The sequence below is a fragment of the Cupriavidus sp. 05N38 genome (genome assembly GCF_056397345.1).
Genome location: NZ_JBFTNF010000005.1, coordinates 93,402 through 119,714, shown reverse-complemented (window position 1 = coordinate 119,714; position 26,313 = coordinate 93,402). Strand labels below are relative to the sequence as shown.

Here is a 26,313-nt window from a genome sequence, read left to right as displayed (position 1 = left end):
GATATAGATTGCGCATCAAGTTATACGGATCTAGTATCCCCCACGCCGATGCCGATTCCTGCCCGCGCCATGACTTCACCAGCCAGCAAGCCGTTGCAGCGCCGCCATATCGAAGCCCTCGTCGCTGTCGGCGACAGCCATTCCGTGCATCGCGCCGCGCGTGAGCTCGGCATGCCGCAGCCCGTGCTGTCGCGCCTGCTTGCCGAAGCGGAAAGCCTGCTGGGCGCCCGCCTGTTCGAGCGCTCCAGTCATGGCAGCCTGCCGACCGAGCAGGGCAAGGCGGTGCTGTCCCAGGCGAGATTCGTGCTGCGCGCGATCGAGCGCCTGAACGACGCCACCGCCGAGTCGCTGCGGCGGCCGATTCAGCTCGGCTGCATTCCGCGCGCAATGCATACCCTGATGCCCGGACTGCTCGCCCGGCTCTATCCGGCGGTGCCGGCCGATGCGTCGGCGCAGGCCGCCGGCACGCCTTACCAATTCCGCGTGGTCGAGGGCAGCTCGAAGATGTTGTTCGACCAGATAGCGGCGGGCAGCCTGGATTTCGCCATCCTGCGCAGCATCGCGCGCGACGGCGAGGAGGGCGATGACCTGGTGGTGGAGCGCCTGTACCAGGAGCGCACGGTGATCATCTGCGCGGCCGGCCATCCCACCATTCCGGCGGGCCCGATTGCCCTGTCTCGCCTGGCTGGCCAGGGCTGGGCTTTGCCCGAAGCCGAGACCAGCTCGCGGGCGACCTTCGATGCGTTCTGGAACGAGCACGGCCTGGCCAAGATCAGGCCGGTCATCGAAACGCGTTCCTTCGAGTCAAACCTGGCCCTGGTCGCAGGCACCAGCCTGGTTTCGATCGCGCCGGAATCCGTTGCGCGCAGCCATGTGGCGTTCGGGCTGCTGCGCATCGTCAAGCTGCGGCGGCCCCTTCCGGCGAACCCGGTGATGCTCGCCTTCAACCGCATGGCCAACGACGATCCCTTGCTCAGCGGCTTTCGCCAGATGATTCACCAGACCGCGCGCTCGCGCGAATGATGCCGGCTGGCTGCGGCCCGGCGAGACGTCACCAACCGAAGGGGCGCCGACACGCAGGATCACCGGTTCGCGCGGGGGGCGGTCGGGCGCCGGCTTGCGCAGGATCGCGCCGGCGTGCGCGGTCAAGTCGGCCGCCGTGGCGGCGTGGCGGTGGAGAAAACCGTCTCCGCGGACTTGCCGGGGCGCCAGGCGGCGCCCCGGCCATCAGCTATGCCGTGCGGCTCGCCGCCAGCACCGCCGGCACCGCCATCTGCGCCAGCATGCGCAAGGTGGCGATCTCGCTGCCGGTCCATGCATTGCGCGCGGCGAGGAAATTGAAGGTGCCGACACACTGCCCGTGCTCGCAGACCGGGACATTCACCACGGCGGAGAGGCCCAGCCCGCGGATGACCGCGATGTCGTCGAACACGGCGGCCAGCGCGGTGTCGCCTTCGCCCACGAAGACCTGGCCCTGGTGCAGCACCCGGATGGTCCATGGCGTATCGGCCTTGTATTTGCGGCCGCCGACCGGATAGGCGCCGGTGTCAGAAGACCAGAGCCGCTCGATCTCCGCGCTCGCGCGCCGCCAGGCGTTGATGGTGAGCAGGCCGGGGCCGAGCAGCGCGGCGGTGGCGCTGCCGAGCGCGTCGAAGGCGGCCGCGGGCGCGGGGGCGCGAGCCAGCGCATCGCATAGCGTAGCGAGCAGGTCGGCAGGCAGCGTCACGCAGGCTGCTGCATCGGGGTTGTATCCGTTCACGGTATCACTCTCCCTTGATGCCCAGTTCGCGGATCAGTTTGCCGTAGCGGTCCGCATCGCGATGCAGGATGGTGCCGAACTGCTGCGGCGTGGAGGTGGCGGTTTCCACGCCGATGGCGTTCATCTTCTCCTTCACCTCGGGCATCGACATGATCCGGTTGATTTCCTGGTTCAGGCGCGCCACCAGCGCAGGCGGCATGCCGGCGGGACCGAAGGCGCCGTACCAGACCGACAGCTCATAGCCGGGCACGGTTTCCGCCACGGTCGGCACATTGGGCAGCAGCGGCGAGCGCTTGCTCTCGGTGACGGCGATCAGGCGCAGCTTGCCGGCCTTCACGTGCGGCAGCGTCTGCGTGCCGGCGGAGAACAGCARCTGGGTCTGSCCSGCCACSGTGTCSACCACSGCCGGSGCGCCGCCCTTGTACGGGACATGCAGCATCTGCACACCGGCCATCTTCTCGAACAGCACCGCGCTCAGGTGGTTGGTGGAGCCGGGGCCGGCGCTGGCATAGGCCAGCTTGCCGGGATTGGCGCGCGCATACGCGATCAGTTCCTTGACGTTGTGCGCCGGCACCGAGGGATGGATCACCATGGTGTTGGTGACGTAGGCCAGCAGGCCCAGCGGCGTGAAGTCCTCCACGCCGCGGAAGGGCATATTGGGCATCAGCGCGGGGTTCATCGCATGCGTGCTCATGGAGCCGACCAGCAGCGTGTAGCCGTCGGGTTTGGCGCGCGCCACCATGGCCGAGCCGATATTGCCCGAGGCGCCCGGCTTGTTGTCCACGATCACCGGCTGGCCCAGCGAGCGCGTCAGGTGCTCGGACAGCACGCGCGCCAGGATATCGGTGGAGCCGCCCGCGGCCCACGGCACGATCAGCGTGATGGGCTTGGCGGGATAGGCATCCGCCGCCGCGGCGCCGGTTGCGGCGCAGAACAGCGAGAAGGTGGCAAGGCCCAGCAGGCAGCGCTTGAGGACGGCTTTCATGTCTTTCTCTCTCCGATGGCGATGCGGGCCGCGCGGGGCGGTCCGCCTTTGATTCGATCTGGTTCGAACTGATTCGATGTGGCTGGTGTGGCTGGTGCAACGGATGCAACTGATGCAGCTGATGCAGTTGATGCAGCCGATGCATCTGGTGTCGCTGGTGCAGTAGTTGTGGCTGTGTTCCGGTGATGCCGTGCGACCGGGAACAACCCCGCTCACCGTCCCACCGCATACCCCTGCATCCCGCGCGCATTGGCGCCGGCGCGCAGGACCAGCCGTCCCTGCGCATCGCGCTCGCGCGTGCAGGCCGACATGCGGCCTTCCGACCAGGGCTCGCCCACCTTCACTTCGTGGCCGCGCGCGCGCAGCTCGGCAATGGTGTCGTCGGGCAGGCGCGACTCCACGCTCAGGCGGTTGAGCACCACCGAGCGCGGCCAGAAGGACCCGGGGAAATGATCGATATGCCAGGCCGGCGAGTCGATGGCTTCCTGCAGGTTCATGCCGTGCACGGCGTGGCGCAGGAAGAAGGCGACCGACCACTGGTCCTGCTGGTCGCCGCCCGGCGTGCCGAACACCATGTAGGGCTCGCCGTCGCGCAGCGCCAGCGAGGGCGACAGCGTGGTGCAGGGGCGCTTGCCGGGCGCCAGCGTGTTGGGCAGGCCCGGCTCGAGCCAGGTCATCTGCAGGCGCGTGTTGAGCGCGAAGCCGAGCGCCGGAATCACCGGGCTCGACGACAGCCAGCCGCCCGACGGCGTGGCCGCGACCATATTGCCGTGGCGGTCGATCACGTCGATATGGCAGGTATCGCCGACGAAGATCTCGCGCTCGGCCCATTCCGTCACGGGTGGCATTGCCGCGAAGGTGGGCTCGCCAACGCCAAAGCGCACGTCGGCGTCGCGCAGCGTGCGCTCGGCCGCGCCGAGATCGGGCAGGCGCGGCGCGGTGCCGTCGACCGTGCCGGGGCGGATGTCGGGCGAGGCCTGCTGGCCGATCAGCCGCGCGCGCGCCGCGAGATAGCCGGCGTCCAGCAGGCCGGGCAGGGGCGCAGCGCCGAAGCGCGGATCGCCATACCACGCCAGGCGGTCGGCCATGGCCAGCTTGGCGGCCTCGGCAATGCGGTGCACGAATTCCGGCGAGGTGGGGGCATGCGCCGCCAGGTCCGCGTGGCGCAGCATGCCAAGTTGCTGCAGGAAGGCCGGGCCCTGGCTCCAGATGCCGCACTTGGCCACCGTGTAGCGGCCGAAATCCAGCGTGGCCGGCGCTTCCACCTCCGGCGTCCAGTCCGCCATGTCGTCAAGGCGCAGCAGGCCCTTGTGACGCTCGCCGGTGGTGTCGCGCACGGCCTGCGTGCGGCAGAACGCGTCGATTTCCCTGGCCACGAAGCCCCGGTACCAGCATGCCATGGCGGCGTCGATCTGCTGCTCGCGCGTGCCGCCGGCGGCCGCCGCCGTCTCCAGGATGCGCGTATAGGTGCGCGCCACGCCGGGCGTGGCATGCAGGCTGCCCGGGCGCGGCACGCGGCCGTCCGGCAGCCATACCTCGGCCGAGCTGTGCCATTCCTGCTGGAACAGCTCGCGCACCGCGAGGATGGCTTGCGAGATGCGCGGCACCAGCGGAAAGCCGTCGCGTGCATAGGCGATGGCCGGCGCCAGTACGTCGGCCAGCGGCCAGGTGCCGTAGTCGCGCAGCATGGTGAGCCAGGCACCGAAGGCGCCGGGCACGGTGGCGGGCAGCAGGCCGATGCCGGGCACCAGGTCCAGTCCCATGGCGCGCAGCGCGGCGGGATCGGCCAGTGCCGGGGCGGGGCCCTGCCCGCAGATCGAGCGCACCGCGCGTTCGCGTTCGCTCCACAGCAGGATGGGCACCTCGCCGCCGGGTCCGTTGAGATGAGGCTCCACCACCTGCAGCACGAAGCCGCCCGCCACGGCCGCATCGAAGGCGTTGCCGCCGCGCTCGAGCACACTCATGGCGGTCTGCGACGCCAGCCAGTGGGTGGACGAGGCGACGCCGAAGGTACCGACGATTTCCGGGCGGGTGGTGAACATGGGGGCTCCGAGACGAGGTGGCGAAGGGGGTGATACCCGGCAAGTATAGAAGTCCCGGATAACCAATTGCAGCCGATTAATTATTGTTGTATGAAAGATTGGTTATATATGGAGGACCCGCCATGCCGACCGCCGCCGACCAGCTCCAGCACAACCTGATCTCGCGCCTGCGCCTCAAGCATCTCGCGCTGCTGCTGGCGCTGGACCGGCAGCGCTCGGTTTCGCGCGTGGCGGCGGAGATGGATCTGTCCCAGCCCGCCGTGACCAAGGCGCTGCGCGAGATCGAGGAGATCTTCATGGTGCCGCTGTTCGTGCGTTCGCGGCGCGGCCTGGAGCCCACCGATACCGGCGCGGCGGTGCTGGCGCACGCGCGGCTGGCGATGGCGGACACCGAGGCGCTGGGGCGCGAGCTGGCCGTGATCGGCGCCGGCCTGCACGGGCGGCTGCGCATTGGCGTGATTCCCTATGTGGCGCCGGTGGTGCTCGACGCGGCCTGCTCGCATGGCCTGCAGCAGCAGCCGCGCGCGGCAGTGCTGGTACGCGAAGGCACCACGGACGAACTGGTGGCGGCGCTGCGCGCGCACGAGCTGGACTGCGTGATCGCGCGCTCCTTCTACGCGCCCGGCGACGATATCGTGCAGGCGCCGCTGTACCGGGAGGAGCCGGCGCTGGTGGTGCCGGTGGCGGCCGCGGCGCGCCTGGCGCGCGGCAAGCTGGACTGGCAGCGCCTGGCTGCGCTGGACTGGATCCTGCCGCCCGGGCACACGCCGATCCGGCGAACCATCAATACGCTGTTCGCGACCGCCGGCGCGGTGCCGCCCACGCCGATGGTGGAGACCTATTCGATCAAGACTATTGCCACGCTGCTGCGCACCCAGCCGCGTGCCATCACCATCGTGCCGCGTGCCGTCGCGGCCGAACTGGCGGCCACCGGCAGCGCTGCGGTGCTGCCGCACAACCTGACCTGGGACCTGCCCGCGGTGGGCGCGATGTGGCTGCGCCGCAGCGGGCAGAGCGAGCCGCTGCTGGCGCTGGTGCGTGCGCTCCAACTGGCCGTCCCGGCAAGGGGATAGGCCGCGGGCCGCGGACGGAAAAACGGCGCCGGGATCAACCGGCGCCGCGTGCGCAGCGGGAGAAGCCTGCGGCGCGCTTCAGGCCTTGGCGCCTTCGGTGAAGACATCGACCTTGCCGCTGCGGGCGCCTTCGGTGTACGGGTCGAAGCTGCGTGCCGGCGCGGCCGAGACGCCGCTGCGGTCCAGGCCGGCGATGCGGGCGCCTTCGGTGAACGGATCGAGCTTGCCGCTGCGGGCGCCATCGGTGAAGGCGTCGTGCGTGCGGAAATCGTAGCCGTACTTGTCGCCGGCTTGGAGATCGCGGGCGGAAGCGGCGTGGGCGTTGCCGGTGGCGGCGAAGGCGGCGAACGACAGCACGAGGGTGGAAGCGAGCTTGAGGGCGAAGGTCTTGGTCATGATGGGCTCCAGTATCTGAAAATTCGTTGAATTTCGTTGATTGTTCGTTTGCATCTGCCAGGACGCTGCCGCAGTGTTTTTGCTTGTTTGCGTGCTGTCCATGTCACGAACTATAGGGGAGTCATCCAGGCCTAAGAGCGCACTTATCAGGATTTATTGTTCAGAATTTTTGAATATGGGTTTTCAGGGGATACGGCATCAACGAGCGGCATCAACGACTGGCATCAACGACTGGCATCAACGGCCGGCATCGTCACGGCCCGCCGCGTCCTTTTCCTTGCCAAGGCGCGGCGGATAGAGCGGGTGCCGCAGCGCCGCGTAGACCAGCACGGCGGTGGCAATGGCGGTGATCCAGTCGATCAGGTCCATCATGGCGTTCCCCGGCGGGCGCCGGCTGCGCGCGGGGCTGGACGGGCCAGGCCGAGCAGCGCGTGGCTGCCGTCCTGCGCGGCGGTCGGCTCTCGCCCCTTGCCCCAGCCAACTGCCGCGCGATAGCTGCCGGCGTGGTGCGGCGGCGCCGCCGCGGTGTGGTCCGCCGGCTGGCATGCATCCGCCAGGGGCGCCACATAGAGCGCATCCTCGGGGCAGTACAGCTCGCACATGAAGCAGGTCTGGCAGTCATGCTGCCGCGCGATCGACGGTACGTTGCCGGGGACGATGGCGAAGACATTGGTGGGGCACACGCGCACGCAGATATTGCAGCCAGTGCAGCGCGCGCTGTTCAGCAGTTCGATCATGCCGCGGCTCTCCACCCGGACTCCGTCCCGCCACCGGGCTCGTCGCGCACGGCTTCGCGCGTGGTCCACACCGCGTCCAGGCCGCCGCTGACCAGGCGATAGCGCTGGCTCGCATCGAGCCCGGGATGATCGGTGCGCCGGTGCATGCCGCGCGTCTCCGTGCGAGCCAGCGCGCTGCGGTACATCCAGCGCGCGGTGGCCAGCATGGCGGTGGCTTCGCGCGTGCGCAGCGCCCGTTCGCCGTCGCGTTGCGGCGCGCGCTGGCCCCACTGATGCCAGAGCGCATCGAGCCGCGTGAGCGAATCGGCCAGGGTCTCGCCGTGGCGGAACCAGTTGCGCGCATAGGGAAAGACCTCGGCCTGCACGGCGGCGACCAGTACCTGCGGATCGGGGCCGGGAGCGGGCCCGGCGGGCAGGACCTGTGCGCCGTCGCCGGCGCCGGCACCGCGCAAGGGTTCGCCCGCAGCCGCGGGCGCGTCTTGCGCGAACGCAGCCGCACCTTGGCCGGCCCACCAGCCGGACGACATTGCCCATGCCGCGTTGTGGCTACCGCCGCCGGTGAAGCCGCCGCAGATCAGTTCGCGCGTGGCGGCGTCGCCGGCGGCGTAGAGGCCGGGCACGCTGGTGGCGCATTGCGCGTCGGCAATGCGCAGGCCACCGGTGCCGCGCACCGTGCCTTCCAGCCTCAGCGTGACCGGGAAGCGCTGGGTAAAGGGATCGATGCCGAGCCGGTCGAACGGCAGGAAGAAGTTCGGCTGCGCGCTGCGCATCCACGCCCGCACCTTGGCGTCGGCGCGGTCGAGCCGTGCGTGCACGGCCTGCGTCTGCAAGGCGCGCGCGATCACGCCGCGCCCATGCGCCGAGCCCGCGCCTTCGAGTTCCTGGCCCTGCGCGTCGTAGAAGGTGGCCCACTGGTAGAACAGCGATTTGGTCACCGAGGAGAAGGCGGGCCCGAGCCCGTACGCGTTGGAGAATTCCATGCCCGACAATTCGGCGCCGGCTTCCACGGCCATCAGGTGGCCTTCGCCGGTCAGCACGTTGCACCCCAGCGCGCGGCTGAGGAACGCGCAGCCACCGGTGGCGATCACCACCGCGCCGGCGTGCACGCGCCATTGCGCGGCCTGCCCCTCGCGTGGCTGCCGGTGCAGGCCGCGCGCGCCGCGCACCCTGCCGCCGGCGTCGACCAGCAGTTCCAGCGCGGGGCTATGGTCCAGGAGGCGGCCGCCCGCCGCCTTGACGCGCTTGCGCATCAGGCGCATGTACTCGGGCCCCTGCAGCGAATTGCGCCGGCTTTGCCCGTTCTCGTCGCGCGGGAAGGGATAGCCCCATTCGGCAAGGCGTTCCAGTCCGGTCCAGGTGCGGTCCAGCACGCGGTCCATCCACGCCGGCTCCGCCAGCTCGCCGCCCAGCGTGTAGCGGCTGGCCCTGGCCGCCGCACGCGCCGCGGGTTCGGGCGCGACATGCCAGATCGCCGTGCCGGCCGCGGCGGTGGCGCCCGATGCGCCGCAGTATCCCTTGTCGGCCAGCACCACGCGCGCGCCGCGTTCGGCCGCGGCAATCGCTGCCCAGGTGCCGGCGGGCCCACCGCCGATCACCAGGACATCGGCTTCGAGCGAATGGATATCGGCGCGCTGTTCGCGCTCTCTGGATGGCATGCGACGGTTCCTCCGGATCGTGGTGTACCGGAGGACAGTAGCCACGGCGCGCCGCGCGCACAACGAAGGATTGGTGAGAACCTTATGCGGTTGTCGCGGGAGGCAGGTCCGCCGCGACGGTCAGTCATCCCGCGTCAACACCTCCAGCAGCTCGATCTCGAACACCAGGTTCGAATTCGGCCTGATATGTTCGCCCACCTGCCGCTCGCCGTAGGCGAGGTGCGCCGKGACGAACAGCCTGCGCCTGCCGCCGGTCTTCATGCCCATCAGCCCGATGTCCCAGCCCTTGATGACGCGGCCGGTGCCGATCACGCACTGGAACGGCTTGCCGCGGTCGTGCGAGGAATCGAACTTGGTGCCGTCTTCGAGGTAGCCGGTGTACTGGGTGGTGATCAGGGCGCCCTTGACCACGGCCTTGCCGGTGCCGGCTTCGATGTCTTCGATCTTCAGTTCGGTGCTCATTGCGTTGTCTTGCCTTGTCTTGCCTTGTCGTGCCCTTTCGATGCGCCGGTGCGTGCGCTATGCGGCGAAGGCCGCTGCCGCGCCCAGCGTGGCGCGGAACGGCGGTTTCCACGAAAGGATGTGTTGCGTCATGAGGGGGCCGATACTACTACGTGTTCTCCGCCGGCTCGGGCGGCAAGCATTGCGAGCGCAACCTCAGGCCGGACCATATGCAGGCCATCTGCATGTGGTTCCTGCCGGACCCTGCGCTCGTACTGCGAAGCGAAGGCACGGCAGTACGCCGCGGCAGGCTACCCGGCGGATACCGGCGGATTGCTCTGGGCGAGCCGGGCGCCCTGCTCGCTCATGCCAGCAGCAATATCGTGCCGCAGCCGACCAATGCCGCCGTCCAGACCTTGTCCAGGTTGATCCAGCCGGTACGCAGGAAGGCCACGCCAACGCGGTCGTACACCAGCAGCGCCACGGTGCCGATGGCTAGCAGCATGGCCAGCGTATGCAGGCCCAGCGCCAGCAGCGCGGGCACCAGCGCGCCGCCCGTGGCGGTGGCGGCGCCGCACAGCGGCAGCATCACCGGCACCAGCATCAGTCCCGCGCCGTGCGCGCCCGCCATCAGGAACGACCACAGTGCCAGCCCGGCCATGCCGGCCTGCATGCCCACGCGCGGGTGCCGGCGGTGCCCGCGCAGCGCGTGCCACGCGGCCCAGCCGACCAGCACCGCGCCGCCGGCGCGCGCCAGCCAGGCCGGGTCCAGCAGGCTGCCCAGGGTCAGCGTGGCGGCCAGTACCAGCGCGACCGCCAGCGCATGGCCGAGCGCGATCGGCAGCAGCGCCAGCAGCACCACCTTGCGGCGCCCGCGATGGAGCCCGAGCGCGACCGCGAACAGCCAGCCCATGGCGGGATTGATGCCGTGGAACAGCCCTAGCGCGGCGACCGCGAGCCACGGCCACCAGAGCGGCCACAGCGCGGCCCATTGCGCGGCGAGATGCGTCTGCGGCGCGATGGCCGCACCGGTGAACATGGCGGCTCCGGGCCGTTATGGATAGCAGTACGAGTCCGACGAGCAGTCGCCGCCCTCCAGCCGCACCTGGTGCGGCCGGTGGCCCGCCGGCCAGCGCAGGAAGAAGCGCGGATCGAACGCGATGCCGCCGTCGGGCGCGGCATCGAGCTTGACCATCCAGCCGTCGATGCCTTCCGGGTAGAACTGCGCATCCACCGCGCCGTACAGCGAGTTGGTGAAATAGACGCGGCGGCCGTCGCGGCTGATCTCCACCATCTGCGGGCCGCCGTTGAGCGCGGCGCCACCGGCGCCCGGATGCGTGGCGCGCGAGACGATGCCGCCGATGCGCACGCGTCCGGTCTGCTTCGGCGCGAACGGGTCGGAGACGTCGTACTGCAGCAGGTCGCCGGTGCCCCAGCACGAGACGTAGAGGAAGCGGTCGTCCATTGACAGGTCGATGTCGCTCACCAGCGGCGGCACCGCCTTGAAGCCCTTGAGGATGGGCGGCAGCAGGTCGGGGTCGGCGGGCTCGGCCGGGATATCGATGATCTTGCGCACGGCCCATTTGTCGCCGTCGCGGTACCAGGTCCAGATCGACGAGGACAGGTCCTTGAGGCTGATCACGCAGTTGACGAAGCCGTAGGCCTTGGTGGGGTTGTGCGCGGGACGCAGCTCGAACACCAGCTGGTACTCCTCGCCAAAATCGATCTCCTGCAGATGCTTGCGCTTGTTGAGATCCCAGAAATGCAGGCGGCGCCCGTAGCGCGAGCCGAGCAGGATCTCGGGCACCAGGCCGTCTTCGATCATGTCCGGCGTGCCCCATTCGCTGGTGACCAGCGTGTCGTAGCCGAGATGCCACCAGCCGTCGTAGGCGAACTGCTGCGGGCCGCGCTCCACTTCCCATTGCCCGAGGGGGTCGAAACTCTGCTGGTCCAGCAGCATGATGCCGCCCGGCCCCTTGCCTTCGCCATTGCCGAGTGCCGTCAGGAAGATGCCGCCGGGGCCACAGTGCACTGTGTGCGGGCGCGAATAGCCGGTGCGCTCGGCCAGTTCGCCCGGCTCGATCACCTTGGCGATGGCGGGCCGCAGCGGATCGGGCCTGGTGTCGATGATGTACACGCGCGAGGAGCGCAGGCCAGGCACCACCAGGTAGCGCCGTTCCATATGCGGGTGCGGCGCGTTCGGGCAGAGGCAGGAGGAACAGGCGTTCCAGCCGAAGTGATGCAGTTCGTCGCCGGCATTCGGCATGGTCACCTGCCCGACGATGGTGGCGTAGGACGGCGAGGCCGGGTCCGTATCCACCACCGCGATGCCGTCGGGCTGGCTGCGCGTGGGATCGAACATCGCCACATAGGCGAGTGATTCGGGCGGCGCCTTCGCTGCGAGGCGGGGCGACGGGTAAAAGCTGGGGTCGGGCTTCCAGGTTGCCATGATGCGCCTCCTTGTGCCTATGCCGTATATCCCCGCCTGGCCCCGCATGCCGCGCGCGTGCGCTTGACCGGCTGGACAGGGGCGGGATTTGAACTATAGGACACATCGGGGCGCAACCCGAACGCGCCGGTCCAAAGCGAAGCGCTGCACCACAAGCTGTGCCATACGCCCGGCGGCAGTTTCGGCCTGCCACACACGGAGGTGCATGCCATCCGCGCGTGCCCGGCAAAGCCGCGACCCGGCAACGCTTGCAGGACCCGTTCGACGGTTTGCGGCCGCGGTAGCCGCGCGCCGCTACGCGACCATGCCACTACGCCACGGTCACGCGGGCCGGTCCGCCGGTGGTCTCGCCGATCACGGCGGCGTGCTGGAAGCCCTCGTCGCGGAAGAGCGCAAGAACGTCGTCCACCGTGGCCGGATCGCACGCGACCAGCAAGCCGCCGCTGGTCTGCGGATCGGTGAGCAGGGCCTTCTGCGCGGCGCCGATCTGCGGCAGCAGTGTCACCTCGCCGCCGTAGCTGGCCCAGTTGCGCCCCGATGCGCCGGTGATCACGCCGTCCGCGGCCAGCGCGGCCACCCCGGGCAGCAGCGGGATCCGCTCCATCGCCAGGCGCGCGCCCACGCCGCTGCCGCGGCAGACTTCCAGCAGATGYCCGAGCAGGCCGAAGCCCGTCACGTCGGTGAGCGCATGCACGCCCGCCATGCCGGCCAGCAGGCGGCCCGGGGTATTGAGTCGCGTGGTGCTGGCGATCAATTCGCGGTAGCCGTGCGCATCCAGTCTTTCCTTCTTGATGGCGGCCGACATGATGCCCACGCCGAGCGGTTTGCCGAGCACAAGCACATCGCCGGGCCGCGCGCCGCAATTGCGCTTGACGTGGTCGGGATGCACCAGGCCCATCACGACCAGGCCGTAGATCGGCTCGACCGCATCGATGGTATGGCCACCCGCAATGGGGATGCCCGCCTGCGCGCAGATCGATTCGCCGCCGGCCAGGATGGTGCCGATGACCTCGGGCGGCAGCTTGTCCACCGGCATGCCGACCAGCGCCAGCGCCATGATCGGCGTGCCGCCCATGGCGTAGACATCCGAGATGGCGTTGGCCGCGGCAATGCGGCCGAAGTCGTAGGGGTCGTCCACCACGGGCATGAAGAAATCCGTGGTGGCGATCAGCGCCTGGGTGTCGTTGAGCTTGTAGACGGCGGCGTCGTCGCTGGTCTCTATGCCCACCATCAGGGCGGGCGGGGCCGGCAAGCCCCGCGCGTTCTTCAGGATCTCGGAGAGAACGGCGGGCGCGATCTTGCAGCCGCACCCGCCGCCGTGGGAAAAGGCCGTCAGCTTGATCGCCGTGCTGGCCGGCCGTTTGGGCATCGTCTCTTGCGTCATGAGTCTCCCTATGCAATCCGTCGTGAAGCGATGCGGTAGCCGAACGCAGCGGGATCGACGCTGTCCAGCGTGCCGGCGACGCTCTCGCCGTTCGGGTACATCAGGAACGGAACCGGGGCCTCCTTGCTGCCAGGCAGCGCCACGTCATGGCCGTGGTTGTAGGCCACCCAGTTCATTTCCCACGCGCCGAACAGCATCGCGCGCGCCGAGCGCACCTTCCAGTGCGTCATCGGCAGCCCGCCGGGCGCCTCCTCGAGCGCGACCTTGCGCACATCGGCGGGGTCTACCGGCACCCAGCCGTAGCCGGCGTTGTAGAACTCGGCCCGGCAATGCTGCGCCTTGGAGATGTCGCCGGCCTTGCCCATGGCCTTGAAGCCGTAGGCGGAGGTGTCCACGCGCACGCCGTAGGCATCGCGCGCCGGTATGCCGGAGGCGCGCGCCAGCGCCACGAACAGGCCGTTGATGTCCGCGCACTTGCCGTTCATGATGCCGCCGGTGCGCAGCATGGCCTGCACGTCGCCCACGCCGCAGCCGCGCACGCTGGCTTCGCGGCAGGTGTGGTCGATCACCCATTCGTAGAGCGCGCGGGCGCGCGTCATGTCGTCCGGCGCGCCGGCCGTGATCTGCAGCGCGGTGGCCTTGACGATGCCGTCGGTGGGCAGCAGCCGCGTGGGCCGGAGGTATTCGCGCAGGGTGGCGGCCGATTCGCGCGGCGCGCGCGCCGAAGGCGGCTGGCCAAGGTCGGTCTTGCGGTCGCGCAGGGCCACCACATTGGTCAGCGTGGCATGCAGCGGCTTGCCCTCGACGGCGTCCGGGCCGGGCCAGCGCAGCGCCAGCATGCGCGCGTCGTAGCCGGGCGCGAGGGTATCCCGGGCCATGGCGCCAGGGGCACTCCAGGTGGTGGACAAGGTTCGCTGGTAGTCATCGATGCGCGCGGCGGTCATCGGCACCCACACGCTGGCCGGCGCCGCGGCCGCGGGCAGCGTGACCTCGGTGGTCACTTCATAGATGCGCCAGCCTTCGGCCGCGGGCAGCGCCTCGGCGCCTTGCGCGCCGGCGCGGGCCAGGCCGGCTGTGCTCGCAAGGACGGGCGCGGCCGCGCCCGCTTTCAGGAAAGAACGACGGTCCATTTGCACTCCTCCCACTCAAAGCCAGGGCAATGCGCGGCAATATGCCTGCCCAATGCATAGTAGGCCGGCGCGGCACAAGCGGGGAGCACAACATGATGCGCACGCATGCTGCGGCACAGCAAATGAAAAGCGGGCGAGGAGTAGGGAGAGGAGTAAGCAGAATAGTAAGAGTAAGCATAGGCCAGCTCGGCCTAAGCCGTGCACGCCGCTGTTTCGGTGGGCGGAGGAGTTCGCCGCTAAATCCGAAGTTCCACCAGCGAATGTCTCTTCCTGGCCCGGCAAGCGACCTCCACCAGTCGTGAGCCGGTCGGCTCTTACCACAAGCGAGCTGAGCGATTCCAGGAGCGGCCCAGCGCCAAATGGATGCGCCAAGGCAACGCAGAACTGCCAACTCCACGCATCGCTAGCGAGCCCCCAAACTTCACGTTCAGGGAGAGCATGCAGATTGTCGATGCTCCTGACGTGATTGTCGAAGGACTGTTCCTTGGCCGAGAGCGGACCTCCGCTGGCAACTGCCAATTGTCCGTCCTGCCTGCATGGGTCGCTACTCGGCTGCCTTTGCCCTCCGCGCCCGGGGCGCACCCATGCGGCAGTTTCCCGACCTGGCGCAAGCTGTCGGCAAGGCCGACAGGTTTCATTCGCCGAGGGTGGGGACGTTCCCCTCCTGCACCAGGATTCGGGGCGAATTCATCTCGCCGGTTTCCTCGTCCACCAATACCTCATAGGCCGCGACGCCGGCGAAGCTTGATGCCATGGCGTTGGCAATACGGATAGCGCTGACCTCGCTCGATGCCTGGCGGATCTCACCAGGCAGGAGTGCGTCGCTCTTGCCCTTGCGGTACGGCACGATGATGTACTTGACGGCGAGAGTATCGGGCATGGCGGCAACTCCGGGCGGAGGTGGGTGCCGCGGAATGCAGCCCCTGACCTGTATGAATATACAGTGTATGGGTCATCCGAGGCCGTGGGGGTATAGTTGAGTTTACTGTATGGATATACAGTGATCCCGGTGCGGCCTCATTCTCTCCGACCTKACGCGCCGGATGAGATCCCGGCTGGAAATTGGTGGGGGCACCTTCCGATAGAGCGGGGGGTTCTAGCGCCGCCCGCCGCAGTTGTGAGTCATCCAATCTCGACGATCTGCATGGGGAAGGCAAAAAAACACGCCTCCCTTTCAAGTCTTCGCTTGTCGATATGCCCGCAAAAACCCGGAAACCTTATGGCGGAAAGCAGCAGGAGTCGAACCTACCTGGGAACGGCTAACGCCCCCAACCGGGTTTGAAGCCCGGCCGCATCACCGGATACGCATGCCTTCCTCGCAGCTGGCAACACCCGACGGCTGCCATTCACTGTCGGGGCGCAGCACGCGCGCGTTTCCGACGCGACGAGTGTATCCGACGCGATCGAAGAACTCCAGAACCTGGATGGCGCGCTTGCGGCCCAGGGCGGTGGCGTCGCGGAAGCGGATCGCGTCCACGCTGCCGTGCTGCGCGACCAGGGCCGCCAGCAGCGCGGCCAGTTCGCGCAMCTGCGTGTTGTCGTAGAACAGGTCATGCACCACCTGGTGCACCGTGCCCTGGCGCGCCATCCTGCGCAACAGGCCGCGGATGCGTTCCTCGGGCACGTTCAGCGCGGTGCCAAGCTCGCGCACCCACGGCGGATCGTATCGGCCGGCCGCCAGCATCGGCACGACGCGCAGCGCCAGGGCGAGATCGTCCTCGGACAGCGTGGCCAGGTGCGATGGCAGCTGCAGCCAGGCGCCGTTGCGGCGCAGCTCGCCGCGCTCCAGCAGCGTGTCGAGCAGCGCCGCCCAGGCGGCATGCGGCAGCGCCGGCGCACCGGCAAAGGCCACGCGCCGCAGCGAGCCGGCATCGAGCCCCGGCTCGTCCGGCATGCGCGCATGGAATGCCGCCAGCGTGTCGAGCACGGTGCGCTGCAGCGCCTGCCAGTGCGCGGCGAGGATGACGCAGGCATCGGCATGGCCGGGCGCGGGCACGACCAGCGCGTCGTCCGGCAGCCGCCAGCCGGCCGGGCCGCTGCCGCTCAGGCAGGCCAGCCGCGCCGCGGCGATGCCGTGCGTGGCCTGCATCAGCAGGGGGGCGAGGCCGGCGCCTTCGGTCATCTGCTGCAGCGCCTGCAGCCAGGCGATGCGCCGGTCGGTGCGGCGCCGGCGCTCGGGCGCGAAGGGGTCGAGCACGCGGCCGCCGCCAACGGTCAGGGTCGCCTGCGCATTGCGCACGATGAAGCGGTCGCCGGGCAGGGCGCATACCGGGGCGCCGAACACCAGCTGGGCCAGCGCCGTGCCCCCGGGCTCCAGGGCCTCGGTGCTGAGCAGCACGATGTTGGCCAGCTGGTGCAGGGTGCCGAGGTGAACGTGTAGCGGGGTCCAGTGCGTCAGGCGAAGCTCTGCCTGGGGCAGCAAGGTGAGCGAGACATCGATGCGGGCCGAGGGCGCGACCAGCGCCGGATCCGCTACCCAGTCGCCGCGGCTGACCGCTTCCTTGTCGATGCCGGCCAGGTTCAGCGCGCAGCGCTGTCCGGCAAGGCCGGTGTCGGCCGGGCGCTGCTGCGCATGGATGCCGCGCACGCGCACCGGCTTGCCCGAGGGCGCCAGGCGCATCGTGTCGCCGGCATGGACCCGGCCGCCGAGGACCGTGCCGGTGACGACCGTGCCGTGGCCCGGCAAGGTGAAGACGCGGTCCACCGCCAGCCGGAACAGGCCGTCGGTGCCGCGCGGCGGCAATTGCTGCGCGATCTCGTGCAGATAGGCGCGCAGGGCCGATACGCCGGCATCGTCGGCGCGCGTGGCGTCGAGCGCGAACACCGGCGCCTGCGCGAATGGCGTGCCGGCCAGCAGTGCCTCGATCTCGCGGCGCACCTCGGCCTGGCGCGCCTGGCCGACGCGGTCGGCTTTGGTCAGCGCCACCGCGGCGCGCGCGATGCCAAGCCGCTCGACGATGGCCGCGTGCTCGCGCGTTTGCGGCATCACGCCGTCGTCGGCGGCGATCACCAGCAGCGCCAGGTCGATGCCGCTGGCGCCGGCCGCCATGGTGTGGATCAGCCGTTCGTGCCCGGGCACGTCGACATAGCCGAGCACGTCGCCGTTGGGCAGCGGCGTGTAGGCGTAGCCCAGCGCGATGGAAATGCCGCGCTCCTTCTCTTCCTTGAGGCGGTCGGTGTCGACACCGGTCAGTGCACGCACCAGCGTGGTCTTGCCGTGGTCGATGTGTCCGGCGGTGCCGACGATCATAGGCGCAGCGCCTGCCACTGGGCGGTGAAGGCGGGCTCGTCGGCTTGCTCGAGGCAACGCAGGTCCAGCCACAGGGCCTGCCCGGCGATACGGCCGATGACTGGCCGGGGCAGTTCGCGCAGCGCGGCTTCGAGCCGCTGTAGCTGCCGTCCCGCGCCGGCGCGCCGCCCGCCCGCCGCGGTTGCGACGGGCGCGATGGCCAGGCCGTGGCTGGGCAACTGGCTGCCGGGCTGCGCGCCGCTGCCGACCTGGCTGAACATCGGCGCGTCCGAGACCAGGAACGCGTCGCCCAGCGCCGGCTGCAGCAGCGGGCACAGGCGCAGCGCCTGCGCGTGCAGGCTGGGCGCGCTGCGCGTGAGCAGGCGCAGGGTGGGCAGGCTGTCGGCCAGCAGTTCCGGCGCGCGGTAGAGCCGCAGCACCGGCTCGAGCGCGGCCAGCGTGAGCTTGCCCACGCGCAGCGCGCGCTTGAGCGGGTTCTTCTTGATCCTGCGGATCAGGTCGGCGCGCCCGACGATCAGGCCCGCCTGCGGTCCGCCGAGCAGCTTGTCGCCGCTGAAGGTCACCAGGCTGGCGCCGGCTTCGATGGTCTCGCGTACCGTGGTCTCGGCCGGCAAGCCCCAGCGGGTCAGGTCGACCAGGGTGCCGCTGCCGAGGTCCACCACCACCGGCAGGCCGTGCGGGGCGGCCAGCGCTGCCACCTCGGCTACCGCCACGCTGCGGGTAAAGCCGGTCACCTGGTAGTTGCTGCAATGGACTTTCATCAGCAGCGCGGTGCGCGGGCCGATGGCATCGGCGTAGTCGTGCGGGTGCGTGCGGTTGGTGGTGCCGACTTCGACCAGGCGCGCGCCGGCGCGCTGCATGATGTCCGGGATGCGGAAGGCGCCGCCGATCTCGACCAGTTCGCCGCGCGACACCACCACCTCGCGGCGCTGCGCCAGTGCGTTGAGCATCAGCAGCACGGCCGCGGCGTTGTTGTTGACCACCGTCGCGGCTTCGGCGCCGGTCAGCTCGCACAGCAGGTCTTCGATGAGGTCGTCGCGGTCGCCGCGCGCGCCGGTGGCCAGGTCGAACTCCAGGTTGGCGGGCGCGGTCAGCGCGCGCGCTACCGCCTGCACGGCGCTGTCGGGCAGCAGGGCGCGGCCGAGGTTGGTATGCAGCACGGTGCCGGTGAGGTTGAACACGGCGCGCAGGCGCGGCTCGCCGGCGCGGGCCAGTGCCGCGGCCAGGGCGTCGGCCAGGGCCCCGGGGGCCACGGCGTCCATGGCGAGCCTGCCGGCGATGGCCTGCGCGCGGTGGCCGTCGAGCAGCCTGCGCAGCGCGGCCGTGACCTGGGTGCGGCCGTGGCTGGCCAGCAAGGTCTGCAGTTCGGGGCCGCCGAGCAGGCGGTCGACCGAGGGGATGTCCGCCGGGCCGGCAAGGGCGGGCGCGCCGTCGTCCAGTGCGCTCAAGACTCCGCTCCCTGCCACAGCATGGGGTTGCCGCTGGCGCGCGCGTAGCCGGCTTCGCCCATCAACACGTCCAGCGCCAGCGTGGCGAGATCGTCCGCGACCGGTTCGACCTGCGCGTCCTTCTCCATGTAGCAGATCTTGCGGTAGGTCTGGCAGTGCTCGCAGGACTCGGCCTTGACGGCGTGCAGGCCGTCGTTCTTTTTGCCACCTTCGCCGCCTTCGCCAGCGCCACTGCTTTCGGCGACATGATAGGCGATGCCTTCGGTGGATTCGCAATGGCTGCACTTGATGCGCACCATATGCCATTCGGTGGCGCACAGCGCACAATGCAGGTAGCGCAGGCCCTGGTAGCGCCCGCCGATGCGCACGATGCTGGCAACGGGGAGCGTGCCGCAGACCGGGCAGACGGTGTGCACGTCGAGCGCCGGCACGTCGGCCTCGGCGAGCTGGCTGGCCTTGCAGGTCCAGCCGACCTGGAGCGCCGCCATCAGGAACGGCGCCATGGCGAGGTCCGCTTCCGCGTCGCGCCCGCTGAGCAGCGCCTGGGCCTGTACATCCAGCTCGAGCGGGGGCAGGGCCTCCAGCCGCGCCAGCGTCGCCATCACGGGTGCGGGCAGGCCGGGCGACTGGCGCAGCGTGCCGGCCAGCGCCGCCAGCGCGGCGTGCCATGCGTGCTGGCCCTGGCCGCCCGCGGCCGCCAGCGGCGGCATGCGGTGCTCGTGTGCCAGGGCGATGGCGTGCGTGTCGGGCGGCGGTACTTCCAGGGTGCGCGCGATGGCTTCCTGGGCATCGGCCACGATGGCCATCAGGCCAAGGTAGGCGCCGATCGGATTGCCTGCGGCCAGCTGGCGCAGGCGTTGCGCGCGCGCGCCGAAGGTGCCGGTGCGCTGCGGCAGGCGCAGGCGCGCCAGCGCGACGTGATCGAGCGCTTCGATTTCGTGGGGTTGGAGAATGCGCTGCACCATGGTTGTCCCGCGTCCGTGAAACCGCGTCCCCGAGGGGACGCCGGAAGCGCCGGCGGTGCGGGCGGCAGCATCCGGACGGCGCTACTTGTTGCCTTGCCTGAAGACTTCCCGGAACCACGCGCGATGGTGCTTCCAGGCCCAACCATAGGTCACCGTGCCGCGCGTCATGGCTGCGACCGATCCCTTGATCCACAACGCGGCATAGATGTGGACAATGATGCCGCAAATCAGCACGAAGGCGCAAATGGCGTGCACCACGGCGGAGAAGCGGATGATGCCGATCGGGAAGTACGCGGAGAAGTAGACCCGCCAGATCACGATGCCGGACAGCAGCAGCAACAGCATGCACAGCACCATGACGAAGAACAGCAGCTTCTGGCCGGCGTTGTAGCGTCCCACTTCGGGCAGGGCCTCCTCGCGGTTGTTGAGCACGTCGCGGATCTGCGAGAGCCAGACGCGGTCGTTGCGGTCGAGCATGTTGTGGTGCCAGAACCGCAGCGACAGCCACAGGAACGCCACGAACATCACGATGCCGATGAACGGGTGCAGGATGCGCGTCCACGTGCCGCCGCCAAACAGGTTGCTCATCCAGAACATGGACGGATGGAACATCGCCAGCCCGGACAGCGCCAGCAGGATGAACGTGATGGCGACGATCCAGTGGTTGGTGCGCTCGCCGGGGGTGTAGCGCACGATCAGGCCGGGCCTGTCTTCGGGTCTCATGGCGTTCCTCCTCAGCCGGGCAAGCCGCGCGAATCGTCCGGATCGCGCGGGTCGCGCCCGGCGCGCTCGCGCTCGCGGGCCAGTTCGGCCTGCGCGGCGGCCTCGTCCTCTGGCAGCGTCTCGTTGGGGCCCACGCGGATGTAGTGGAAGAAGCCCGCCAGCGCGGTGACGGCGATGCCGGCCACCGCCAGCGGCTTGGCCAGGCCCTTCCACAGGCCCACCAGCGGGCTGATGCGCGGCTCGTCGGGCAGGCCGTGGTAGAGCGATGGCTGGTCGGCGTGATGCAGCACGTACATCACGTGCGTGCCGCCCACGCCGGCCGGATCGTACAGGCCGGCCTTGTCGAAGCCGCGCGACTTCAGGTCGACGATGCGTTCTTCCGCATGCTGCTTCATGTCTTCCTTGGTGCCGAACACGATGGCGCCGGTCGGGCAGGTCTTCACGCAGGCGGGCTCCTGTCCCACGCCGACCCGGTCCGAGCACAGCGTGCACTTGTACGCCTTGCGGTCGTGCTTGGAGATGCGCGGGATATTGAACGGGCAGCCGGTGATGCAGTAGCCGCAGCCGATGCAGTTCTCCTCATTGAAATCGACGATGCCGTTGGTGTACTGCACGATGGCGCCCGGCGCCGGGCAGGCCTTGAGGCAGCCGGGGTCGTCGCAGTGCATGCAGCCGTCCTTGCGGATCAGCCATTCGAGGTTGCCGTTGGGGTTCTCGTACTCGGAGAAGCGCATCACGGTCCACGACTGGTCGCTGAGGTCGGCCGGGTTGTCGTACACGCCCACGTTGTGTCCGACTTCGTCGCGCAGGTCGTTCCATTCCATGCACGCGGCCTGGCAGGCCTTGCAGCCGATGCACTTGGTGGTGTCGATCAGCTTGGCCACGGAGCCGGTGACCGGCACGCGCGCCTGCGTGGATGGCGTGGTGGTAGCCGAGCGCCGGCGGATATCGAGTGATTGCAGTGYCATGGCATGCTCCTCCCTAGGCCTTCTCGACCTTCACGAGGAAGGATTTGAACTCGGGCGTCTGCGAATTGCCGTCGCCCACCACCGGTGTCAGCGTGTTGGTGATGAAGCCCGGCTTGGCCAGTCCGGTGAAGCCCCAGTGAATCGGGATGCCGACCGTGTGCAGTGTCTTGCCGTCCACCTTGAGCGGCCTGATGCGCTTGGTCACCACCGCCACGGCCTTGATGAAGCCGCGGTTGGACGACACCTTGACCCGGTCGCCCGCGCTGATGCCGATCTCCTTGGCCAGCGCCTCGCCGATCTCCACGAATTGCTCGGGCTGGAGGATGGCGTTGATGCGGGCGTGCTTGGTCCAGCCGTGGAAATGCTCGGTGAGCCGGTACGTGGTGGCGATATGCGGGAACTGCGCCACCTTGCCCATTGCCTCCAGGTCGCCCTTGAAGACGCGCGCGGCCGGGTTGCTGGTGGCCTGCGGCTGCTTGTCGTTGAGCGGGTTGTAGCCCAGCGGCGTCTCGAACGGCTCGTAGTGCTCAGGGAACGGCCCCTCGGCCATGCCGGCGCGGGCGAAGAAGCGCGCCACGCCCTCGGGGTTCATGATGAAGGGGCTCATGCCGCCCGCCGGGTCTTCGTCCGCCTTGAAGTCCGGCACGTCGGCGCCGCCCCAGCTCTTGCCGTTCCAGGCGACCAGCCGACGCGCCGGATTGAACGGCTTGCCGCTGAGGTCGCACGAGGCGCGGTTGTAGAGGATGCGCCGGTTGGCAGGCCACGCCCAGGCCCAGTTCAGGGTCTGGCCGATGCCGCTGGGGTCGGCGTTGTCGCGCCGCGCCATCTGGTTGCCGGCGGCAGTCCACGCGCCGCAGAAGATCCAGCAGCCGCTGGCGGTGCTGCCGTCGTCGCGCAGTTCCCCGAAGCCGGCCAGCTGCTCGTTGGCGCGCCGCGTGAACTTGGTGGGATCCTTTGGGTCCTGCAGGTCCGTCAGCGCGCGGCCCGAGTATTCCCTGGCCAGTTCTTCCGGGCTCGGGCTGGCCGGGTCGGCGTACTGCCAGGTCAGGTTGACGATGGGGTCGGGGTACTTGCCGCCATCGGCCTGGTACATCTTGCGCATGCGCAGGAACAGCCCGGACATGATCTCCAGGTCGCTGCGCGCTTCGCCCGGGGGCTCCGCGCCTTTCCAGTGCCATTGCAGCCAGCGCCCCGAATTGACCAGCGCGCCGTTTTCCTCGGCGAAGCAGGTGGTTGGCAGGCGAAACACCTCGGTCTGGATCTTGCCCGGATCGACGTCGTTGATCTCGCCGTGGTTGCGCCAGAACTCCGAAGTCTCGGTGGCCAGCGGATCCATGATCACCAGGAACTTCACCTTGCTCAGGCCCGCGATGAGCTTGGCCTTGTTGGGTGCGGCCACCACCGGGTTGAAGCCCTGGGCGATGTAGCCGTTCATCTTGCCCTGGTTCATCAGCTCCACCACCTGCAGCAGGTCATACGGCTTGTCGAGCTTGGGCAGGTAGTCGAAGGCCCATTGGTTGTCGGCGGTGGCGGCGTTGCCCCACCACGCCTTCATCAGGCTGACGTGGAACTTGGGGTAGTTCTGCCAGTAGCTGAGCTGGTTGGGGCGCAACGGCTTGAGCGCGCGCGCGGCGATGTACTTGTCGTAGTCCTGCTCGCCCTCGCTGGGCAGCGTCATGTAGCCGGGCAGCAGGTTCGACAGCAGCCCCAGGTCGGTCAGGCCCTGGATGTTGGAGTGCCCGCGCAGCGCGTTCATGCCACCGCCGGCGATGCCGATATTGCCCAGCAGCAGCTGCACCATGGCGCCGGTGCGGATGATCTGCGAGCCGATCGAGTGCTGCGTCCAGCCCAGCGCGTACAGGATGGTCATGGCGCGCGTGGGCGAGGCGGTGGAGGCCATCATCTCGCACACCGCCAGGAACTTGTCCTTGGGCGTGCCGCACACGCGCTCCACCATCTCGGGCGTATAGCGCGCGTAGTGCTGCTTGAGCATATTGAACACACAGCGCGGATGCGCCAGCGTGGGGTCGGTCTTGACGAAGCCGTCGTCGCCGCGCTCGTAGTCCCAGGTGGACTTGTCGTAGCTGCGCTCGCCGGCGTCGTAGCCGGAGAAGATGCCCTGGTCGAAGGCGAAGTCCTCCCGCACGATGAAGGAGAAGTCCGTGTAGTTCTTCACGTACTCGTGCTGGATCTTGTCGTTGGCCAGCAGGTAGGTGATCACGCCGCCGAGGAAGACGATGTCGCTGCCGGTGCGGATCGGCACGTACATGTCGGCCACCGAGGCCGAGCGCGTGAAGCGCGGATCGACCACGATCAGCCGGGCCTTGTTGTGCGCCTTGGCTTCGGTCACCCATTTGAAACCGCACGGGTGCGCCTCGGCCGCATTGCCGCCCATGATCAGGACCACGTCCGCGTTCTTGATGTCGACCCAATGGTTCGTCATCGCACCGCGGCCAAACGTCGGGGCAAGACCTGCCACCGTCGGGCCGTGTCAGACGCGCGCCTGATTGTCGAAGGCCAGAATCCCGAAGCTGCGGATCGTCTTCTGCGTGAGGTAGCCCACCTCGTTGCTGCTGGCGGATGCGGCCAGCATGCCGGTGGTCAGCCAGCGGTTGACCGTCTTGCCGTCCGCCGTCTTGTCGACGAAATTGGCATCGCGGTCTTCCTTCAGGAGCTTGGCGATGCGATCCAGCGCGTCGTCCCACGACATGCGCTGCCACTTGTCCGAGCCGGGCGCCCGGTACTCCGGGTATTTCAGCCGGCTGGGGCTGTGGATGAAGTCGATCAGGCCGGCGCCCTTGGGGCACAGCGTGCCGCGGTTGACCGGGTGGTCGGCGTCGCCTTCGATGTGGATCACGCTGGCGGTGGCGTTCTTGGCGCCGTCGCCCAGGCTGTACATCAGGATGCCGCAGGCCACGGAGCAGTACGGACAGGTGTTGCGGGTCTCGGTGGCGCGCGCCAGCTTGTAGGCCCGCACTTCCGCCAGCGCCTCGCCGGGGGAGAATCCCATCAGCGCCAGGCTGGAGCCTGCTAGGGATGCGCCGGTTATCTTGAGGAACTGGCGCCGGTTCATCGTTACCATGGCTACCCTCCTGGGCATGGCGACAGCGGTGGGGATTGTCTCGTCCAGTATAGGAAGCCAGATGCACAATGGCATGGCATTGCGGCTTTTTGAGGGATTTGCCGCGAGGGCGGCCTCCGCGGGGCGTTGCCGGTCGCACCGCCCTGGGCCGCTTGGGGCCGTGATGCCCCGGCCCAGGCGCCCGGAAGCCACTTCCGATCGACAACATCCCCGCGCGGGAACCGTGTCGACCAGGCTTCAACCGTGCTTCTACCTTGCTTCAACCTGCTTCAGCTTGTGCAGGACGGGTCACAACCATAAAAAAAGCCATTCCGAAGAATGGCTTTTTACACCCCGCGACATCCCGCACATCGTGACTCCAGCCCCGCGGACTCTGTGGCCTGCGTAGGCATTGCTGGAATCACACAGCGAAGACCGGCAACCAAATCGTTCCAGGCGGCAAAACCGCGCTTGGCCCAGTTCTCGGATTTATAGGTATTTGCTGCGACTTGGCACGCGACGAATCATACGTATTGCCTATAAGACATAGTATAGAGAATAGCCCCTATTTTCCGCCTCTGTTCCTGCGCTCGCGCAGGCCGGGACCGTGTACTGGTCGTGCGATTACCGCACAACGCTGGGGAGTCGGCGCGCGATGCGTCAGCGGTTGCGCAGCCGCTCGCGCAACTGCGCCTCGAGCTCGGCGATGCGCAGGTCCACGCGGGAGCGCTTGCGGATATAGCGGATGCACAGCGCAGTAAAGAGCACTGCGGTGAAGGTGCAGCACAGCGCTGCAAATTTGGTCAGTTCAGGGTGCATGGTGATTCTGCGTGCGGTCGGGCACGGTTTGCTGGCGCGCGATGATACCCGGGCGCGGGCGCCCGGCATGCGGCAGGCCAGTCCCGGCCGCATGGAAAATAACGTCAGCCGTGGTCCAGTCTGAAGGGATACCCAACGTCAGGGTGGTATGGCGCCCGCGGCGGCCTGCCGGCATGCCGTCGCCTTCCGCCAATCGTTCGCCTTCGGCAACGCCTGGTGCGCTAGCCCACGCTGCAATCGCGCGGACGCGGTTAGGCTCGAAAGGCCGCGTGCAGGTCTGACCCACTTGCGCGCGTTTTGCGCCTCGCCTATCCCCCGGTGGGCGGGGCGCCTTTCTGCGCCGGCGAGGGTGCGTCGACGTCTGCGGTCATCCCCCCTGCAGGCGCAAGCCCGGGTTCGCCTGCCCACCGCCCGAAGGCGCCTCCGCGCCGGCGCGGTACTGGTACGCTTCCCCCTTACGACGTCCCCCTTACGACTTCCCTTTTACGACTTCCCCTTTTGCTGCATGCGGCTGGCCTGGCCGCCGCATGCCATCCCAGGAGCTGCATTCGATGCTTGGCGCAATGGATTTCCTTTCCGTGGTCCGCCACGCCCCGCTGGTCTCGATCGACCTGATCGTCACCGACGCGCAGGGCCGCGCGCTGCTGGGGCGGCGGCGCAACCGCCCGGCGCGCGACACCTGGTTCGTGCCGGGCGGGCGCATCCGCAAGGACGAAAACCTGGATGCGGCATTCCGCCGCATCGTGGCGGACGAACTGGGCATCGCCGGCGTGGAGCGTGCCAGCGCCACCGCGCGCGGCGTGTTCGAGCACCTTTACCCGGACAACTTTGCCGGCGAGCCTGGCGTCACCACCCACTATGTCGTGCTGGCCTACGCCTGGACGATGCCTGCCGGGACGCAGGAGGCGAGGGAGGCTGCCGTGGGCACGCCGGGCCAGCACAGTGCATATCGCTGGATGAGCCCGGCGGAACTCCTCGGCCGCGACGATGTGCATGAAAACACCAAGGCTTACTTTCGCTGAGTGCCC

The 26,313-nt window shown here is 68.9% G+C and carries 23 protein-coding genes and 1 tRNA gene; 3 read left to right on the top strand and 21 right to left on the bottom strand.

Features of this window, described 5'->3' with window-relative positions:
• Positions 1-69 precede the first annotated feature (69 nt).
• Positions 70-1,023, top strand: a complete 954-nt coding sequence (locus tag AC1DK4_RS06015) for a LysR family transcriptional regulator (protein ID WP_441614630.1) — start codon at positions 70-72, stop codon at positions 1,021-1,023.
• Between the two features lie 208 nt (positions 1,024-1,231).
• Here the strand turns inward: AC1DK4_RS06015 and AC1DK4_RS06010 are convergent, their stop codons facing one another.
• From AC1DK4_RS06010 to AC1DK4_RS06000, 3 genes are all read right to left on the bottom strand, one after another.
• Positions 1,232-1,759, bottom strand: a complete 528-nt coding sequence (locus tag AC1DK4_RS06010; RefSeq protein ID WP_441614628.1) for a GAF domain-containing protein — start codon at positions 1,757-1,759, stop codon at positions 1,232-1,234.
• Between the two features lie 4 nt (positions 1,760-1,763).
• A complete protein-coding gene (locus AC1DK4_RS06005) occupies positions 1,764-2,744 on the bottom strand; it encodes a Bug family tripartite tricarboxylate transporter substrate binding protein (protein WP_441614626.1) in 981 nt (326 codons plus the stop codon).
• Between the two features lie 212 nt (positions 2,745-2,956).
• Positions 2,957-4,786, bottom strand: a complete 1,830-nt coding sequence (locus AC1DK4_RS06000) for a gamma-glutamyltransferase family protein (RefSeq protein ID WP_441614624.1) — start codon at positions 4,784-4,786, stop codon at positions 2,957-2,959.
• Positions 4,787-4,908: 122 nt separating this feature from the next.
• Between AC1DK4_RS06000 and AC1DK4_RS05995 the strand changes: the two genes are divergently transcribed.
• Positions 4,909-5,859: a LysR family transcriptional regulator gene (locus tag AC1DK4_RS05995; RefSeq protein ID WP_441614622.1), complete on the top strand. Its 951-nt coding sequence runs from the start codon at positions 4,909-4,911 to the stop codon at positions 5,857-5,859.
• A 78-nt stretch (positions 5,860-5,937) separates the two neighbouring features.
• Here AC1DK4_RS05995 and AC1DK4_RS05990 read toward each other — a convergent pair whose 3' ends face one another.
• The 18 genes from AC1DK4_RS05990 to AC1DK4_RS05905 all read right to left on the bottom strand — a co-directional run bounded on the left by AC1DK4_RS05990 (position 5,938) and on the right by AC1DK4_RS05905 (position 25,285).
• Positions 5,938-6,255 (bottom strand): hypothetical protein, encoded by a 318-nt coding sequence (locus AC1DK4_RS05990; protein ID WP_441614620.1) that lies wholly within the window; start codon positions 6,253-6,255, stop codon positions 5,938-5,940.
• 237 nt (positions 6,256-6,492) lie between these two features.
• Positions 6,493-6,627: a hypothetical protein gene (locus tag AC1DK4_RS05985; protein WP_441614618.1), complete on the bottom strand. Its 135-nt coding sequence runs from the start codon at positions 6,625-6,627 to the stop codon at positions 6,493-6,495.
• Positions 6,624-6,992, bottom strand: a complete 369-nt coding sequence (locus AC1DK4_RS05980; RefSeq protein ID WP_441614616.1) for a 4Fe-4S binding protein — start codon at positions 6,990-6,992, stop codon at positions 6,624-6,626. The genes AC1DK4_RS05985 and AC1DK4_RS05980 overlap by 4 nt, the downstream gene beginning before the upstream one ends.
• Positions 6,989-8,647 (bottom strand): FAD-dependent oxidoreductase, encoded by a 1,659-nt coding sequence (locus AC1DK4_RS05975; RefSeq protein WP_441614614.1) that lies wholly within the window; start codon positions 8,645-8,647, stop codon positions 6,989-6,991. The genes AC1DK4_RS05980 and AC1DK4_RS05975 overlap by 4 nt, the downstream gene beginning before the upstream one ends.
• Before the next feature lie 120 nt (positions 8,648-8,767).
• The gene (locus tag AC1DK4_RS05970; protein WP_477131437.1) at positions 8,768-9,109 is read right to left on the bottom strand and encodes an FKBP-type peptidyl-prolyl cis-trans isomerase; all 342 of its coding nucleotides are present in this window, start codon (positions 9,107-9,109) and stop codon (positions 8,768-8,770) included.
• A gap of 343 nt (positions 9,110-9,452) precedes the next feature.
• Entirely contained in the window at positions 9,453-10,127 is a 675-nt protein-coding gene (locus AC1DK4_RS05965; RefSeq protein WP_441614610.1) for a hypothetical protein, read from the bottom strand.
• A 15-nt stretch (positions 10,128-10,142) separates the two neighbouring features.
• Positions 10,143-11,537 (bottom strand): selenium-binding protein SBP56-related protein, encoded by a 1,395-nt coding sequence (locus AC1DK4_RS05960; protein ID WP_441614608.1) that lies wholly within the window; start codon positions 11,535-11,537, stop codon positions 10,143-10,145.
• Positions 11,538-11,847: 310 nt separating this feature from the next.
• Complete coding sequence (gene selD, locus AC1DK4_RS05955; protein ID WP_441614606.1) at positions 11,848-12,921, bottom strand: selenide, water dikinase SelD; 1,074 nt, start codon at positions 12,919-12,921, stop codon at positions 11,848-11,850.
• 8 nt (positions 12,922-12,929) lie between these two features.
• Positions 12,930-14,051, bottom strand: a complete 1,122-nt coding sequence (locus AC1DK4_RS05950) for a transglutaminase-like domain-containing protein (protein WP_441614604.1) — start codon at positions 14,049-14,051, stop codon at positions 12,930-12,932.
• Between the two features lie 634 nt (positions 14,052-14,685).
• Positions 14,686-14,931, bottom strand: coding sequence for a hypothetical protein (locus AC1DK4_RS05945; protein ID WP_441614602.1), 246 nt, complete (start codon positions 14,929-14,931; stop codon positions 14,686-14,688).
• A gap of 340 nt (positions 14,932-15,271) precedes the next feature.
• Positions 15,272-15,367: transfer RNA gene (locus AC1DK4_RS05940), tRNA-Sec, on the bottom strand.
• Entirely contained in the window at positions 15,346-17,301 is a 1,956-nt protein-coding gene (selB, locus tag AC1DK4_RS05935) for a selenocysteine-specific translation elongation factor (RefSeq protein WP_477131436.1), read from the bottom strand. Before selB ends, AC1DK4_RS05940 begins: the two co-directional genes overlap by 22 nt.
• Complete coding sequence (selA, locus tag AC1DK4_RS05930; RefSeq protein WP_441614598.1) at positions 17,298-18,749, bottom strand: L-seryl-tRNA(Sec) selenium transferase; 1,452 nt, start codon at positions 18,747-18,749, stop codon at positions 17,298-17,300. The genes selB and selA overlap by 4 nt, the downstream gene beginning before the upstream one ends.
• Complete coding sequence (gene fdhE, locus AC1DK4_RS05925; protein ID WP_441614596.1) at positions 18,746-19,714, bottom strand: formate dehydrogenase accessory protein FdhE; 969 nt, start codon at positions 19,712-19,714, stop codon at positions 18,746-18,748. Before fdhE ends, selA begins: the two co-directional genes overlap by 4 nt.
• An 81-nt stretch (positions 19,715-19,795) precedes the next feature.
• Positions 19,796-20,437 (bottom strand): formate dehydrogenase subunit gamma, encoded by a 642-nt coding sequence (locus tag AC1DK4_RS05920; RefSeq protein WP_441614594.1) that lies wholly within the window; start codon positions 20,435-20,437, stop codon positions 19,796-19,798.
• Between the two features lie 11 nt (positions 20,438-20,448).
• Entirely contained in the window at positions 20,449-21,405 is a 957-nt protein-coding gene (gene fdxH, locus AC1DK4_RS05915; RefSeq protein ID WP_477131435.1) for a formate dehydrogenase subunit beta, read from the bottom strand.
• A 13-nt stretch (positions 21,406-21,418) separates the two neighbouring features.
• On the bottom strand, positions 21,419-24,487 hold the full coding sequence (fdnG, locus tag AC1DK4_RS05910) for a formate dehydrogenase-N subunit alpha (protein WP_441614590.1): 3,069 nt from the start codon (positions 24,485-24,487) through the stop codon (positions 21,419-21,421).
• 639 nt (positions 24,488-25,126) lie between these two features.
• Positions 25,127-25,285 (bottom strand): hypothetical protein, encoded by a 159-nt coding sequence (locus tag AC1DK4_RS05905; protein WP_441614588.1) that lies wholly within the window; start codon positions 25,283-25,285, stop codon positions 25,127-25,129.
• Between the two features lie 551 nt (positions 25,286-25,836).
• On the opposite strand from AC1DK4_RS05905, the gene AC1DK4_RS05900 reads away from it, so the two are divergent.
• The gene (locus tag AC1DK4_RS05900; RefSeq protein WP_441614586.1) at positions 25,837-26,307 is read left to right on the top strand and encodes a GDP-mannose mannosyl hydrolase; all 471 of its coding nucleotides are present in this window, start codon (positions 25,837-25,839) and stop codon (positions 26,305-26,307) included.
• Positions 26,308-26,313: the final 6 nt, after the last annotated feature.

Coding starts and splice junctions, on each gene's coding strand:
- AC1DK4_RS05995 (WP_441614622.1), top strand. CDS start 4,909: ATGCCGACCGCCGCCGACCAGCTCCAGCACAACCTGATCTCGCGCCTG.
- AC1DK4_RS05950 (WP_441614604.1), bottom strand. CDS start 14,051: ATGGACCGTCGTTCTTTCCTGAAAGCGGGCGCGGCCGCGCCCGTCCTT.
- AC1DK4_RS05900 (WP_441614586.1), top strand. CDS start 25,837: ATGCTTGGCGCAATGGATTTCCTTTCCGTGGTCCGCCACGCCCCGCTG.
- AC1DK4_RS05985 (WP_441614618.1), bottom strand. CDS start 6,627: ATGATGGACCTGATCGACTGGATCACCGCCATTGCCACCGCCGTGCTG.
- AC1DK4_RS06015 (WP_441614630.1), top strand. CDS start 70: ATGACTTCACCAGCCAGCAAGCCGTTGCAGCGCCGCCATATCGAAGCC.
- AC1DK4_RS06000 (WP_441614624.1), bottom strand. CDS start 4,786: ATGTTCACCACCCGCCCGGAAATCGTCGGTACCTTCGGCGTCGCCTCG.
- fdhE (WP_441614596.1), bottom strand. CDS start 19,714: ATGGTGCAGCGCATTCTCCAACCCCACGAAATCGAAGCGCTCGATCAC.
- AC1DK4_RS05980 (WP_441614616.1), bottom strand. CDS start 6,992: ATGATCGAACTGCTGAACAGCGCGCGCTGCACTGGCTGCAATATCTGC.
- AC1DK4_RS05920 (WP_441614594.1), bottom strand. CDS start 20,437: ATGAGACCCGAAGACAGGCCCGGCCTGATCGTGCGCTACACCCCCGGC.
- AC1DK4_RS05945 (WP_441614602.1), bottom strand. CDS start 14,931: ATGCCCGATACTCTCGCCGTCAAGTACATCATCGTGCCGTACCGCAAG.
- AC1DK4_RS05990 (WP_441614620.1), bottom strand. CDS start 6,255: ATGACCAAGACCTTCGCCCTCAAGCTCGCTTCCACCCTCGTGCTGTCG.
- AC1DK4_RS05965 (WP_441614610.1), bottom strand. CDS start 10,127: ATGTTCACCGGTGCGGCCATCGCGCCGCAGACGCATCTCGCCGCGCAA.
- AC1DK4_RS05905 (WP_441614588.1), bottom strand. CDS start 25,285: ATGCACCCTGAACTGACCAAATTTGCAGCGCTGTGCTGCACCTTCACC.
- AC1DK4_RS05975 (WP_441614614.1), bottom strand. CDS start 8,647: ATGCCATCCAGAGAGCGCGAACAGCGCGCCGATATCCATTCGCTCGAA.
- AC1DK4_RS05960 (WP_441614608.1), bottom strand. CDS start 11,537: ATGGCAACCTGGAAGCCCGACCCCAGCTTTTACCCGTCGCCCCGCCTC.